Here is a 14,611-nt window from a genome sequence, read left to right as displayed (position 1 = left end):
TCCTACCACTCCCTGGGTAACCGATTATTAGCACGAAAGTCGGCGATTAAATCGCTATACGGCCCAATACGTCATGTTTAAAATATTTCATCATGCGCGCAATAGCCATTGATTCACCTCATGCTTCACGGTTAACGAAAAGCTCCATATCGGTCTCCAAACGCCAGCCCTCCAGCAAGTCCGTCGCACGACTGGTGAGTAAGTTGCCTGCCTGGAAGTACCCCATCACGGTACCGACGCCTCGATGCTCCGTCATGGCCATCACGTCACCGAGCGGCACCCCTTGCCGGCCCGATTCAGTGACGAAGCCGGAACGCAGACTATGTGCGGCCCAATCGCCCTCCAGCCCAGCGAGCTTCGCGCGGCGTTGTACCAGCCTGGCAATGTGGTCAGCAGTGAGGGCCGTAGTGCCGACGGTGCCGCCGCGGTGGAGGCGGCGGAAGAGGGGGCCAGTAGTGGCTGGTGCGGCCGCGAGCCAGGAGGCTAACGCATGCGCCGCCTCACCCCGCAACGGCTTCTCGCGGCGCACGCCGCCAGTGTCCGTCTTGGTAGCGCCGAGTGCGTATACCCAGGTATCGGCATCGAGTCGGCGTACGTCGCTTACCTGTAACCCCACGACCTCCGAGCGGCGCCGGCCGCCGCCGCTCCAGGCGAAGAGGAGCAGGGCGCGGTCGCGCACGCCGCGCAGCCCGTCGGTGCAGGTGGCGAGCAACGCCTGCAGCGGTTCGACCGTCACGGCGGTCTTCTGGCGCACCGCAACGCCCCGGCGAGCCTGTGCCTTGCGTGCTTGGCGCAGCAAGGTCTTCACTACGGCGGCGTCAGTCGGGCTCTCCCAGCCGTGGGCCCGATGCCAGCTGGCCAGCACCGCCAGCCGATGGCTGACCGTGCTGTACGCCAGGGGGCCGGGGTGGCCCTTGATGCCGGCACCGACCAAGACGGCATCGAGCGCCGTGGGCAACGTGTGGTCCCAGCCGCCATCGTCGGTCGGTCTCGCCAGATGATCGAGCACGAACTGCACCGCGACCGCGGGCGGCAAGGGGCCGGGTCCAAACGCTTCGCCGTATCGGCCTTGCAACCATGCCGCCCAGTAGGTGAGGGCACTGCGGTAGCTGCGCACAGTGTTTGCCGCAGTGCCGGCGGCGACGAAGGCGGTGGCCGCGGCTTGGCTCGCGCTGTCCAGCCTCGCCAGGTCCAATACGGGCATCGTCACTTCGCGCAGAAGGGGCGTACTATTCATTACGTCCACCGTATAAAACGATCACTCTTTTCGCGATAAGGTCGGATAAACTTTTCTTATCGTACCTAATTGAGGCGAGGGGCAGGGCATGGCCAGTGGAGTGCCGGAACACGAGGTTTGGGCCGCCGCGGATGCTGTGCTGGCACGAGGCGAACGGCCGACGGTCGAGCGCGTGCGCACCGAACTGGGGCGCGGCAGCCCGGCACGCGTGGGACAGCTGTTGGAGCAATGGTGGGAACAGTTGGCGCAACGCCTGAAGGGTCATGCTTTGCTGCCGGAGTTGCCAGGGGAGGTCGCGCAAGCCTTTACCGAGGCCTGGCGGTTGGCGCTCGCCCACGCCGACACGACCGCTCAGGCCGCGCTCGCCGAGGAACACAACCGGCTGTTTGCAGAGCAAACGACGCTCACGCAAGAACGCAAACTGTGGGAGATCGCGCTCGCGGAAGCCAAGGCCGATCTCACCGAGAGCGCAAATAAGCTGGCCCAAGCCGAGCTGCAAGGTGCCGAACGACAGGGTTTGATTGATCGCCTCGCCGCCGAAGTGGCCGATGTGCGGCAACAACGTGATCACCTGCAGGCACAGCTGGAGCACCGGCAAACGGAACTCAATGCATTGCGAGCGGAGCATGCGACCGTGCAGGCACATATCCGCACCGTGGAAGACCGCACGCATCAACAGGTCGATTTGGCCCGACAAGAGGTCAAGGCCCTAAGCCAGCAGCAAGAGCGAGTGCACCGCGAGCACACCAAGCGCGTAAACGAACTCACGGCGCAGCGTGATGCCTTACAGACCGCCGTGCGGGCGGCGGAGCAGACTGCAGCCCACCAGGCGGGACAAATCGCCGCTTTGGAAGCGACCATCAATCAGTGGCGGCGAACGCAAACCACCGGAACGAAACGCGTCTCACATAAGACGCCTTCGCCTGCGACGAGCAAGGTACGTGAGCGCCAGAAGAAAGCCACACGATAGTTCGGCCGCTGCCCAAAGGGCGCCTCTAAGATCAAGCAGCTACATGTTGCGAGGCCAGGCGTCTCAGGCGATGAGACATGTGCCATGTACTATCGATCACATCGGGCCTGCACCTCGCCCGGGCGATCGGCCACATGAGGTGTCATCGGTTGAGGAGTCGCTTTCATGGCAAACGAGCACGAGCACCCGAAACACCCACATCCGGAACATCCAGGCAAGCCGCCGGGGCCGCCCGATCACGGCAAACAGCCTCATAACCCCCCGTCGCCGCCCGGCCACCGGCCGGTAGGTTGAAGGCGATGCCCCCTTGGTGGGAGCGGTTTCCAGCGCGCTGGGAGCAGGAGCAACAAGCGCTTCGTGACCAAGGCATTTCCTTCGAGATCGACCCGGCAGCCCTCGCTGCCGGGCAATTGATCCTGCGACTGACCGGCTTTCCTGCAGAGCACCCTATCGAGTTGCATTGCACCTACCCGGTCAGCTATCCGTATTTCGCCCCGCAGGTGGTGGCGCCGAGCCTAGAGCTCCAACGGCACCAAACACCAAGTACCAAGCAACTGTGCCTACTTGACCGCAGCGGAGATCGCTGGCTGCCAGCCACCGACACCCTGGCCAGTCTGCTTGCTGAGAAGCTGCCCGAGGTGCTCGCCTCCCAGCCGGACGAGCCTGATGGTGACCAGATCTTCGAAGCCAAGGAAGGGGAGCCGATTACCGTCTATCTCAATCCGGAGCCTGGATCATTTGTGGGCTTTCCGGCGTTTGCCCTTGAAGCAGTGGGCGAGCGCGGTTCGTTGCGTGTCGGCGTGGAAGGATTTCGCCCATTTCGCGCAACCACGCTGGAGATCACCAACGTCAATGGACAACTGATTGCCTTTTCGGACGCGCGCCAGCAGGCGTCGTATCCCGGGCCGCAAGTCGTTCAAGGGCGTTGGGTCAGACTTCCCCGGCGCCCCAGCTTCGGTGATGCGGCGTTCTATTACCGACTAGCGATTGAGGCGTGTTCAGACTTGGCACAACCCGCGTGGCAAAAGCCTTGGGGCGAGAAGGGGCCGCGCGTCGACTTGATCGGGCTGCTGTTTGAAGACGAAATGACCTGGCGCGGTGCTGCTGGCAATGTGATCTTCGTCGCTAAGACGCAAGAGTGGGTGGCTGATGGTAAGCGGGGAAAGGTAGAGACGCGTCTTCTTCGTGCGGAGCTGGAAAGTCGCGGCAACTACTTCCTCCGCAACCCCTCCGCACAAAGCCTGAGTCCAGGCGTGGTCTCCCTGGTTGGCACGGGTAGCATCGGCTCGCCGGCTGCGAAGCTCCTGGCACAAGCGGGAGTGGGGACATTGAGGCTATTTGATGGCGACGTCGTGGAGGCGGGCAACGCTATTCGATGGGAGATCGGGCGTGCTGCTGCCGGTTTCCCAAAGGTGCAGGCCTTGCATTCGATGCTTGCTCACAACTTCCCCTACACGAAGGTCGCACCGCATTTCGTTAGAGTCGGTGACCCAAGGCTCGATCCAGCAAATAGCGCTCGTCTTGATGCAGCAATCTTCAGCAACACGACCTGCATTTTGGATGCGACGGCATCTACCCGCGTGAATCAGTACCTTGCGGAGATGGCGCAACTCCATAGTGTTCCCTACGTTTGGATGCACGCCACCAATGGAGCCTGGGGAGGACTGGTAGGGATCGCCAGTCCCGATCCCGCCCGATGCTGTTGGATGTGCCACTTGTTCTACCTGGAAGACGGAACCATCGAAGCGCTGCCGCACGCGCCTGACGATGACGTCATTCAACCACCGGGTTGCTTGGACCCCACCTTCACAGGCTCGCAAGTGGACCTTACTGAGACCACCCTGCTAGCCACTCGGGTAGTTATTGATCAAGTCACGGCAAGCCTGACTGGCGCGCAACCCGCATATACGTGGAATGTCGCGACGCTCTGTCTGCGCGACGAGCAGGGCCACCCGCAACTTCCCGTGTGGAAGTCCTACGTACTGCCGCCACATGCGCGCTGCCCCAATCATTAGACGCGTCTGGGTACGCCGTGCCGATGCAGTGGGCCTGGAAAGGCTCGCGGACAGCTACTACCCGGTCGAGGTTGGAGGGATTCTCGCAGGCTATGTGAACGAGGAGTCCGCCGTGGTTACCGAGATCGTGGGGCCGGGGCCACAGGCTCAACATAGCCACGACTCATTTCTACCGGATCATGATTATCAGACGAACGAAATGCACCGTATCTTTAGAGCGTCAGGAGGGTCGGCCGTTTACCTAGGCGATTGGCATACCCACCCCGACGGCCCAGTAGCGTTAAGTCCGCTGGATATCCAGACGATGAGAACCATCGCGGGAGATCATGAAGCGCACTGCCCGAATCCGCTGATGCTACTGCTTGCCAGGGAAGAGGGGATATGGACCATGCGAGCATTCTGCTTGGTGAGTACGCAAGAGGTTACCTTTGCGGCAGAAGCGGTACCTATCCACCTGTTCTAAGCCAGATTCCATCCAGAAGTTGCCGTCCTTATCTGCACACCGACGAAGTTGATCACTTGAGCCAATCGGTTGTGATCAGCGTTCCAGCATCTTGATCAGTGAGATGCCAATGGACGAAATCGGCGGCAGATTCAGCTGATCGAAGCAGCACATTGAGGACTTCTTCAGGCAATGGGAGTGTTGTGGAAGAGGAGCTATTACACCGGTAGCCAGAAAGTGTTGATGTGGAAACGCTGGCGATGAGGGGAGCCAAGTTACTCGGTTCAGGCCAGGTCCTTGAGGGTGTTGGCGTAGACCAGGTCACCCAAATAGGTGCGCCAGCCGACCTCATGCTGACGCAGCCCGTCGCGCGCATTGGCCTTGATATTAGTGAGATTCGGCGACTCGGCCTGTGTGATGGCGTTGCCAAGCGCCACGTAGGCTCGACGGTGACGCACGCCCAACTCCGCGAGCAAACGCGCAGCGACATTCGGGGCTCCAAAGCGCAGCTGTTGCGTGAAGTTCGACACGCCCACCGCAAGTTCCAGGCCGTCGGCCTCCAGTCGACGCGCCAGCAGGCTCAGACCCTGCTCCACTAGCGTTTGCAGGGTATAGGTGATCGCCCGCGTGTGGAGCGCCAACAAGTCGTCCATGTCGATCTGTAACTGTTGACCGATTTCGACGAACGTCTCTCCCAACATCCAGCGCCGGACGATCTCGAAGAAGCGCGACTTTGCGCCTTCCACCTGATCCGCCTCGACACGAAACCCTTGCAGGACCGCATGCTGCAGTTCGGCATGCGCCCATGCCCATTCCAGAATGACCGTCCGCAATCCGTCGTCCAGAACATCGACCGGGTCCTGCCAATTCGGCCGAGCCGGCCAAAGCCCGTCCGATACTGAGGCGAGCATGCGCACCCTCGCGCCTGTCTCTCGTACCCATGCCAACTGGCCAGTTGGTCGCAGGCCAATGAGCCGGCGAGCCCGCAGCGCGAAGACATCACGAAGCAACTCCGCCTGAGCTTGTTCCAACTGCCTCGCCGCAAAGGTCTGCTCAGCGAGTTCCCGAGCGCGCGCGACGAACAACTCTTCTCCCACCTCTTCGGAAATGAGGTCGATTAAGGTCGAATCGACGCCGTCTACGACAGGGTAGACGGCGTCGATGCCCTCAAGGAAGTCGTTGCTCAGCGCTATTCCCTGTTGTACGAGATAGTTGCTTAATTGCCGGATCAGACTCACCAATGAGCCGTGCACCGGCTCACCAGCGCCTTGCGCCGCGACCGGTAGCACCAGGCCCCATTGGCTAGGGTTGGCGCAGATCACCAAGCCCTTGGTGTTCGCGCCAGCGCGACCAGCACGACCGACCAGATTCTTGATGTCCCGTGCGAGCATGGCCTCGGGCTGCTGTCTACCAGGTCTACGGCGCTGCACTGAGTACAGGACCAAGCTGCGGATGGGCAGATTTACGCCCTCGGCCAGCGTGCTGGTGCAGATCACCAGACGAACTGCATTGTCCCGGATCAACGCTTCGAGGACCTCGCGCGTCTCTTGCGGAATATCGCCGTGGTGAAGCACAGCACCGTGGCGCACGGCCTGCGTGCCGATCCACGCGGCCCCGTACTCGGCCTCCAGGTAAGCGATGCACGCTGGCAAGGCCCCTGGTTGCACGTAGTCCAAGGGCGCAGGCAGCGGTAGTGGGTGCGCCAACTGGTTGACGAGTTCTCTCGCGAGGCCCTCGGCGCCCTGGTCGCCTCGCTTGTTCGCAGCGAAGATCGCGGTAGCCCCCATCGGCATAACCTTTCTGGCAGCGGCGACAGCCTGTGTCTTGACGGAGGCGAAGCCGTAGGTGTTTTGGCGCCGAGTGACCGGATTGGTAAAGGTGAAGCTGTTGCGATCCAGGAAGTGATCGAGGTTGAAACGTCGTTCGGGCGCTTCGTGCGGGTGCATGGCCAGGCGAATCGAAGTGGCCGCGCCGTTACCCTGCGGCTGAAGGACGGCGAACTCAGCAGTCGCAGGGCGATAAGTGCTGCGAATGACTGTCTGGTCGGTGCCGCCGAGCCACGCATTGATCTCCTCGATGTTGGGCACGATAGCGGACACGAAAACGAAGCGGGGCGCGGCCCCGGCACGCGACTTCATGCGCGCCAGTAGCAACTCGAGTCCGATGCCGCGCGCATCGCTGTCCAACAAGTGGCCCTCGTCGCAGATCACCAAAGAAATTCGCTGAGCGAATGTCGGCTCGGCGATAAGGATTCCCGACAGCGACTCGGGCGTCGCTACAATGGCCCGGACTTGGTCAAGATCGCGGACCTCGTCGCCCGAGGGCACCGTGCCGCCGTATGCGCAACGAGCGGGTAAGCCAATCGCGTTCAAACGGGTAACGAGGGTCCCCTTCAGTTCTGAGGCGAGGGAGCGGAAGGGAACGAGCAGCACTGCGACGTTGTCGGGATACGCACTCAGGTGCCAGTAGAGCAGGGTCTCACACAGGGTTGTCTTGCCGGCGCCGGTGGGCATCTGCATCGCGTAGCTGTTGGCGTTGTTCAGCAAGCCACCCCGAATCGCCTGGATCTGCGAAGGGAAGAACTCCCAACTCGAGGGTTGTCGATCAACCAGCGAACGCACCAGCGGTGTCCAGAACGGGTCGGTACCCTGCGGCAGGACTGCACGCAAGTTGGTCTGTTGGAAACGCTCAAGCAAGCCGCGTAGCAGCCGGGCCACGATCCAAACCTCGTAACCTTCCTCCAGGGCGCGAGCCTCTCGCTCCCGCAGCGCTGCGGCCCGCAAAGCGATGCGATCTAAGTCACCGGCTTTGAGTTCGTCTATGACCCCTCGCGAGAAATCAGACTGCAACGTCCCCGGTCGCGACAGAAAGTCGTAGCAGGCAGCGCGCAGGCTGCTCGGATTAGCTGGTCGTACAGAACGCCGCATCGCCAGACACGCCGATGCGGGGAAGTCGCCGAAATAGAATGCCGCTGCGGCAAACAACGTCGCGTCTTCGCGGGAAATGCCCCAACCACCCAATTGGTCCTCGGTCATCTCGACCGAGAACTGCAAGAACGCATTGCCCAGCTGCGCCCAATCCCCGGGTGCGACCTGGGGTTGGTGGAGGTTGGCGAACAGCTCACCTACCAAGGAGATGTAGTAATCATCGACGCGGTGGTCGATAGGTCCAAGCTCGACTGGCAGTTGCGTAAACTGAAAATGGCGCAGGTGCCGGGCGGTATCGGCGTTGTTGATCCACCGCTGGAGGGACGCGCGCATGACTAGGCCGAGGCCTGTGCGGCAGCGAATGCCGCGGTGTACGTCTGCTGCAGGTTTGGCACGCCGATCACGACGAGGGTGAACTCCGGATCTGCTTCGTTCGGCGCCGCGACCAGCTCGTTGGTCAATAGCGCATCGCAGATGACGGCCACCGCGCGGAAACGTTTGGAGACGGGCGGGTTGTCCACTGCTTGGATGAATCGGTCGAGCAACGGCAGGTCGACGTCACCGAGATCCGTGGTCAAGGCCCGCTCGCGCAACCACACCAGCGTGCTGGCGAGGCGGCTGGTTCGATCCTTCTTGCAGTCGGCAATGGCATCTGTGATCGGGGTGGACGCGCCCGCGGTAGCTTTGGCTTTGACCTCGGCGCAAAGGATGGCATCCGCCGCACTGGCGTGCGGGCGGTTCGGCATCACGAAATGCACTACGTCCGACTTGGGCGCCGGCTTGGTCCGGTCCTGCTTCAGGCGCCACTTCTTCGGTCCGATCGCAGTGGCCGGCAGCTCGCGGGACGCCTGATAAAAGTAGCCAAGCACCTCGCCGAAATCGCCGGACATGGTCGCTCCCGCATCGGGGAGCTTGGATTGGACGATCTCGGCGCGCGTTACGCCGGTTCTCTGCGCAGCGGCATCGAGATCGGCGTCGGTTATGTAGCAACGCCTGAGTGGTACGCCGATGCTTGCCGCCAGCTGCGCCACACTCGCCGTGCTTACATGGATCAAGACGTACGGCTGATCCTGCGCGTGTGCAAACCACGGCACGGCGTCCACGAAATCAATTCCAAGTTCATCCATAGCACCGAATTCCTTTCAGTCCTCGAAGGGGAGTGCTACCGGATCACGGAAGAACCGGTCAAGCACAGACTTTGGGCGTGAGTGAATCAGTGTGCCCGACTTTTCCGCGGTCGGGGCAAGGAGAGCCCCAGCGGCCTGGCCTTGCTCAAGAGCAGATCGATTCTTCCAGTCTGAGCGGCGGTCATTGCAGCGACGGTCTTCCGGGGCGAGGTCGACCCTGCAACGTCGACCCGCGGCACCTGTCGAAATGGCTCATGATCAAGTGTGAGAAATTTCCTATCCCATCGATCGGTTTCGGCATAAATTGGCAGTTGAAGCACGAAACGATGACGGCCCAGGGACTCCTGCCCTCTGGAGTGGGCATCGGGCGCAGCGCCGTGGGGACGGCCTCCCGGTCACGCTGCGCTTCGCGAATGCGATCGGTGAAATCTTTACCGCCGCGCCATTGCACGCTGATCCGATGTTGCCGTTCAAGCGCAACATCTGGTCGGTGGAACCCGGAAGAAAAGCGTAATGAGTGCCTACCAACCAACCAGACCTGGCGATTCCCGGCTCCACTACACGGGCGTGCTGGTCGCAGGCGATGCATCTGACACCATCGGCGGTAGCCTTCTGCCTTTGGGGTCCGGCTTCTTCGTCGCGCCCTTCCTCGCGCTCACAGCGCGCCACGTCATCGACGAGGTCGCCGAGAAGTTCCACGGCTGCCGCATCCACGAGATCGTCGGTGATATGAAGTTCGGCATCGACTTTTCGATCCAGCATGCCCATCACGGCCCTATGAAGTGGGCCGTGATGGGCTACGGGTACACGCCGACCATCGATGTAGTGGCCCTGTGGGTGGAGCTACGCGAGCCGCCCGAATTGCCGGCCGACTTCACGTGGGAACTGCCAACCCTGTCGCTCGCCCAGGCGAGAGTCGACCAAGCGGTAAACGCGCTCGGCTATCCGCACTCCACCCATCGTCTGGATGAGCAGGGTAATGCAAAAGTCGGTCTTGATCCCCACGAGTCCTCTGGCACCATCGCCGCGATCCACGAGCGGGCCCGGGACAGGGTCATGCTCCCATACCCGTGTTTCGAGGCAAACGCGGCTACCAAAGGCGGCATGAGCGGTGGGCCGGTTTTTTCGAGCGATGGTCACGTCATTGGGGTGGTCGGGTCCAGTTTTGAACTTGGGAAGAGCGACGAGCCGGCAGTGTCCTACGTCTCGGCAATCTGGCCCGCGGTCGGTATAGAGTTGCGGCACACCGCCGCCCCGGTGACAGTGGCGACGGCGCCCTATCTTTTGCAGGAGCTAGTGGATGATGGCGCCGTTCGTGCTGTCGATCGCTTCACCTCTGTGGATGCTACGGGCACAGTCACACTGAGCATTCCAGCCTGATTAGTAGACGCGATCGAACCTGCGCCGCGGCGGAAGCCGTTCGCGGAGCTCAGCCGGCGAATCTGTAAATCGTCCGGCTCAAGATCTCGCAAACCGCCCCGATCTGGCCTTCCGCCACGAGGTGCGCCAACGACCGCCGTTGGGAGGAGCCCGCGGCGAGCAGCTAGCGCGCCGCCGCCACTGGGGCCTTGTCAGGCTCCTACCGGGGATATAACTCCATCACTGACGTCGAGGACTATCCGATGTCTGGTCTGTTGCAACCGAGGTCATCGCCTCATGCTCTGCCAGCAAGTAGGCGAGGTAGCTCCGAATGAGGTTGGCGTAAAGACGCGCCTCGCGTGGACTCATAGCCACACCAGTATTGAGATCAAGTCCGTGCCGAACCCCGCCTCCGGTCGGCGATGATAGGTAGCCATGTAACCTTGTGGCCCAGTCCAACGCCTGGTCAAACGTCGTGCCACGCTTCTTCTTCCGGAGGTCTTGAACGATCTTGTTGAAGTATGTGCCACCTATCTTCCCGGCGTCGGTGTCCACACCTTTGAATGCCGTCGTGGTAACACTTTCCAGCAGCCAAATCAGCTCCTGAACCGCCTCTCGCCCTCTGCCTTCTGACAAGCTTCGCTCGGAGCGCTGAAGGGATTTCTGAAAAATCTCGACTGCCTGGTCGGCGAGCGAAGCTGGGCGGGTGGGCACGTCCACGAACGCCTCGGACCCACCGGTACCTGCAAACAACAAATCCGGTGGGTGAAGCTCAAACGGAATTTTATGCTTCTGCATCACCTGGTTGATCAGGATCGCGTCAGGTACCACCCATGATGGCGACTGTCGCTTGATCAATTCACAGCTATCGGAGAATGCTTCTATAAACCGAGGCGCATTTTCCGATGCCTCGTCCATCATTGTTCTGAGATCGGCTCTTGCCCAAGCCTCACTAGAGCTGCGATTGTGAATTCGATCAGTTGCAATCGCAAAGTGCTCCTTGAACGTCTCGAGGACATCTTGGCGTCCCCCTTGGGCAGCCACTCTCTTGGCAAACGCAAAGAACTCATCGATGGCGCCGTTGGGCACAGGTGCTGACGGCGGAGTAAAGTGCCACCGCATGTCGTACTTTAACGCCACGTATCACCCCCTTTATGAGCATTGCGCGCTTCGCTCGACAGCGACTCAGTGCGCCGCTCAATTGCTTTGATCGCCTGGATGGCATGAGTACCTATGGCATCTTTTAGGCTGAGTTCGCGCAAACGGTAAAGATCGGTATCGTCGCCGTACTTTTCTAGTATCCCAATTGCAAATATGACCACTTCTTCTGTACCCCTTCGTGCCTCGAAGGAGCCGAAATAGGGCGCCGGCACAACGCTGCCGTTCAGGGTCTTGCGACTGATTGTCAGCACCGCTTGTGGAAAGGCGCGCGTGAGCGAAATCCTCTCTCGGGTAGCGCCTTCTCGACCGGCCGCGGACCAACGGTCCATTAGCGCTTGTTCGGTCACCATGACAGCGCCAGCTGCCCCGGCGATCGCGCCCTCGGCAAGAAGTGCGTGAAGTAGAGGCTCAGTAGCGGCCTCCGTCACCGCCTGTGTAAGATCGCGCCGCGCGAGCCAATAGCAGAGGTGCGCACATACACGCAGCGCAATCTGAGTCGCTGATACCAAGTCCTCCTGCTGAAATGCTGGCAATGGAACGCCGAGCGTTCCCAACCCCACATGCGCCTGAATATAGACACGAAGGGCTTCTTGCGGCATCACACTCCGCGCGTCAGGCATGTTTACCCACTTACCCATCGCGCGGGCCACCGCGGGATCACCGGTTGCAACGAGTTCTTGGATCAGTCCAGCTAGAAACAGCCCTGCATGCTCAGTGCCCTCACAAGCCATCATCCAAAGACGTTTTCGTTCGTCCGCCGTCAACTCCTTCATCGCCTCGATATAGGCGCTAGAGTACGGATGGTCAAATTGGGCATCAAAAACGGCACGCGCTCGCGCGTTGGCATAGTCATCGGGTGGAAGACTGAGGAGGTCATGTATCTCACCTCGAACCACATCCACATGCTCTGCCTCTTCATCCACCAACGCACCAAGTTGCTGAAGCACATCCAGGATCATGCCGGCCAGTAGAGGATTCACCTCCTTCAAAAGGCCATCCATCGCCACAATCAACTGGTTGCGCAATGGATCCTCGACGTCGTAACGGCTAACCACATGAGCAAAGTCAATTAGCTGAAGTCGTAAGTGGTAGGGCTGGTATCGCCAAGCCTCACCAAAAAGTGGAAGGACGAAGGGTAGGAGTGCCTGAGCATCAGACATGGACCAGGCGCGCGATAGCAGTAAGTACCGCTGACCCGGCGTAGTAGTCTTGATCCATGCATCAACGATTGCGTGGTCAGCCGGTAGCGTTGATCGCTGTCCGATGCGATATAGGCCGCTCACGAGGCACGCAAATAGTCGTGACAGCATCACGGGGCTCGATTGGCGGCCGTAGGCAATCTCAAATAAACCACTTCGCAGAGGCATCTTGTGCTTCTCCGAAATTTCGCGAAGCTGCGTCGCGCTGCGGGCGAGCGTTGCATCGAGGCAGGCGGCTCCCTCCATCAGACGATCGACGTTTAAGCCATCATTGAACAGATGACCTAAGACCTCTAGCCGGGCGTAATCGCTTGCTGTCCAAGCTTGCAGGGTTTCATCCACCAAGGCGATATGAGGTGACGCAGATTCAATAATCTCGAATTGCAGGTGCTTTACCTCTTCCAATGCCCTCTGCCACAAGTGGTCAAGATGGCGCTGCAAGCACAACTGTGCCTTCCTGCCACACCTACCTTCATTACATGCCTTCAGCAGGTCAGCCTGGGTAACCTGCTTGAGCACGGCATCGAGGAGCTGATCATCATCAATGGCAGCGATAAGGAAACGCCGGCTGTCAGCGTAGCGCGGGTCATTGATAGACCGAAGCAGTGCATCGGAACTTCCTTGAGCGTCACGCACAGCTGCCTCGGCCGAGAATGCGGTCAAGAAGAGCTCATGCCAAAAGCTGATCCTTGGCCCGCGCCGTACCAGGATGCGGCTGTCGATAATTCTGCGATACACCTCCGGAGGAACATTGCACTCGCTAGCCAGCCGATCAAACTCCATAACTGACAGGCTAAAGGACAGGCGCCGCGTCAGCTCGGCCGAGACGCGCGATAGCAAAGCGATTCCCTGGTTCGCAGCGTCCCCGAGGCTTCGACGGATGTAGGCTTCAAAGAGCATCGGGCCATTGGCAGTCGCTCCGAGCGAGGTACTGACCTCACCCAAGAGCCTCGCTTCAAGCCCAGAAGATATGCAGGCCAACATCGATGTGATCACTTCACCAGCCGGAGCGCCGTCGCTGGCATACGCGATCTGCTCTTTCAGCGGGGGGGATGGCTCGCTCACGGAAACGGCCGCAAGCTCAAGAAGGTCGGGACGTTCGATGTTCCCCTGGGCTGTCACCAGTACTGTGGCGCCATAGCGACGGGCGACCGCGCGGAGGCTTCGCGTCAATGCCAATCGCTGAGACGCAGGCACTTCGTTGTAACCGTCCACTACGACGAGGAGAGGCGAAGCCAATCGGCGCGCGGCGTTCAAAAGCGCTGATGAGCTAGTGTCAAGCAGTCCTAGATCACGGTCTAGCAACTGTCGAAAGTCGTTCTCAAAATATTTCGCGGCAAGCAACACGCTGATGCCGCCACCGTCTTGCCAGGCCAGGGCGACCCGCGCGGCTAAGAGCGACTTTCCGCACCCCGAAGGACCAAAAACCAGCGAACTTCGGCGCGTCTTCACCACGTAGTCAACATAAGTGGGCGTGTCGATCGCAGAGCCATTCAGTGCATAGGTGTCTAAAAGCAGGGTGTCTGCCTCCCGCTGATAGAGCTCCTTAAAGGCGCGCGTATATCGCGCTACCTCGTCCTCGGCGTGCAGCAGTGCGGACGACCAAGCAGCATCGATTGTGGGTACCTTGCGCAGTGCAAGGTGGTCAGCCATGTTCCTCCACTGGCTGTATGACCAGCGGGCTTGCGACGGGGAGTTCAGGACTGTCGCGATGTCATCTCCATTGATGAGCGTGACTTTGTAATCGTCCACAGCCACGTCAGAATCCGGCGGAAGTCGCGGCTCAACTACGATGCATGCATTCGGGTAGCCGACGACGTCATCGCTTAATGCACGCATGGCGTCACGCAGGGCATTCTTGGCATATAACACTTGCTGATAGGGGTTGCCGAGCCCACGGCTGCCTTCCGCATCGAGTCGTCGCCACTGCCCGTTTTGCCGACCTCGCACGGGACCTGCAAAGGTTTTGACTTCGATGACCAGCGTGGCGCGCGCGGTAGCGACCATGAAGTCGACCTGACGCCCGCCAACGTGGAAATTGCAGAAGACGTGGGCAGCTAGGCCCATGGCCTCTAGAGCCCTGACGATCTTGCGCAATACCTGCTGCTCAGAGCGCACTTCAATCGGAGCGCCAATATAGATCTCGACCGCGCTAGGCAAATCGTTTTTCATAA

General features: G+C 60.5%; 9 protein-coding genes. 4 read left to right on the top strand and 5 right to left on the bottom strand.

All coding sequences use genetic code 11. The features are described 5' to 3' along the window. Nucleotides 1-118: 118 nt before the first annotated feature. Nucleotides 119-1,237, bottom strand: a complete 1,119-nt coding sequence (locus NC595_RS13990) for a site-specific integrase (protein ID WP_253567418.1) — start codon at nt 1,235-1,237, stop codon at nt 119-121. Nucleotides 1,238-1,325: 88 nt separating this feature from the next. Between NC595_RS13990 and NC595_RS13985 the strand changes: the two genes are divergently transcribed. The 3 genes from NC595_RS13985 to NC595_RS20570 all read left to right on the top strand — a co-directional run bounded on the left by NC595_RS13985 (nt 1,326) and on the right by NC595_RS20570 (nt 4,685). After that, nucleotides 1,326-2,207 (top strand): DNA-binding protein, encoded by an 882-nt coding sequence (locus tag NC595_RS13985; protein ID WP_253567416.1) that lies wholly within the window; start codon nt 1,326-1,328, stop codon nt 2,205-2,207. Nucleotides 2,208-2,506: 299 nt separating this feature from the next. Continuing rightward, nucleotides 2,507-4,222, top strand: coding sequence for a ThiF family adenylyltransferase (locus NC595_RS13980; RefSeq protein ID WP_253568339.1), 1,716 nt, complete (start codon nt 2,507-2,509; stop codon nt 4,220-4,222). After that, nucleotides 4,122-4,685, top strand: a complete 564-nt coding sequence (locus tag NC595_RS20570; protein ID WP_425493142.1) for a Mov34/MPN/PAD-1 family protein — start codon at nt 4,122-4,124, stop codon at nt 4,683-4,685. The genes NC595_RS13980 and NC595_RS20570 overlap by 101 nt, the downstream gene beginning before the upstream one ends. A gap of 263 nt (nt 4,686-4,948) precedes the next feature. Here the strand turns inward: NC595_RS20570 and NC595_RS13975 are convergent, their stop codons facing one another. Together NC595_RS13975 and NC595_RS13970 are read right to left on the bottom strand one after the other, a co-directional pair. Continuing rightward, on the bottom strand, nt 4,949-7,924 hold the full coding sequence (locus tag NC595_RS13975; protein WP_253567414.1) for a DEAD/DEAH box helicase: 2,976 nt from the start codon (nt 7,922-7,924) through the stop codon (nt 4,949-4,951). 2 nt (nt 7,925-7,926) lie between these two features. Beyond that, nucleotides 7,927-8,718: a Hachiman antiphage defense system protein HamA gene (locus NC595_RS13970; protein ID WP_253567413.1), complete on the bottom strand. Its 792-nt coding sequence runs from the start codon at nt 8,716-8,718 to the stop codon at nt 7,927-7,929. Between the two features lie 513 nt (nt 8,719-9,231). On the opposite strand from NC595_RS13970, the gene NC595_RS13965 reads away from it, so the two are divergent. After that, nucleotides 9,232-10,098, top strand: a complete 867-nt coding sequence (locus tag NC595_RS13965) for a S1 family peptidase (protein ID WP_253567412.1) — start codon at nt 9,232-9,234, stop codon at nt 10,096-10,098. A 219-nt stretch (nt 10,099-10,317) separates the two neighbouring features. On the opposite strand, the gene NC595_RS13960 is transcribed toward NC595_RS13965, so the two are convergent. Together NC595_RS13960 and NC595_RS13955 are read right to left on the bottom strand one after the other, a co-directional pair. Continuing rightward, a complete protein-coding gene (locus NC595_RS13960; protein ID WP_253567410.1) occupies nt 10,318-11,217 on the bottom strand; it encodes a hypothetical protein in 900 nt (299 codons plus the stop codon). Further along, nucleotides 11,208-14,609, bottom strand: a complete 3,402-nt coding sequence (locus tag NC595_RS13955) for an NERD domain-containing protein (protein ID WP_253567408.1) — start codon at nt 14,607-14,609, stop codon at nt 11,208-11,210. The genes NC595_RS13960 and NC595_RS13955 overlap by 10 nt, the downstream gene beginning before the upstream one ends. Nucleotides 14,610-14,611 lie beyond the last annotated feature (2 nt).

This window comes from Dyella lutea, assembly GCF_024158035.1.
In the GTDB taxonomy this organism is placed as follows: domain Bacteria; phylum Pseudomonadota; class Gammaproteobacteria; order Xanthomonadales; family Rhodanobacteraceae; genus Dyella_A; species Dyella_A lutea.
The sequence above is the reverse complement of the archived record's forward strand: the minus strand, read 5'-3'. Positions and strand labels throughout refer to the sequence as shown.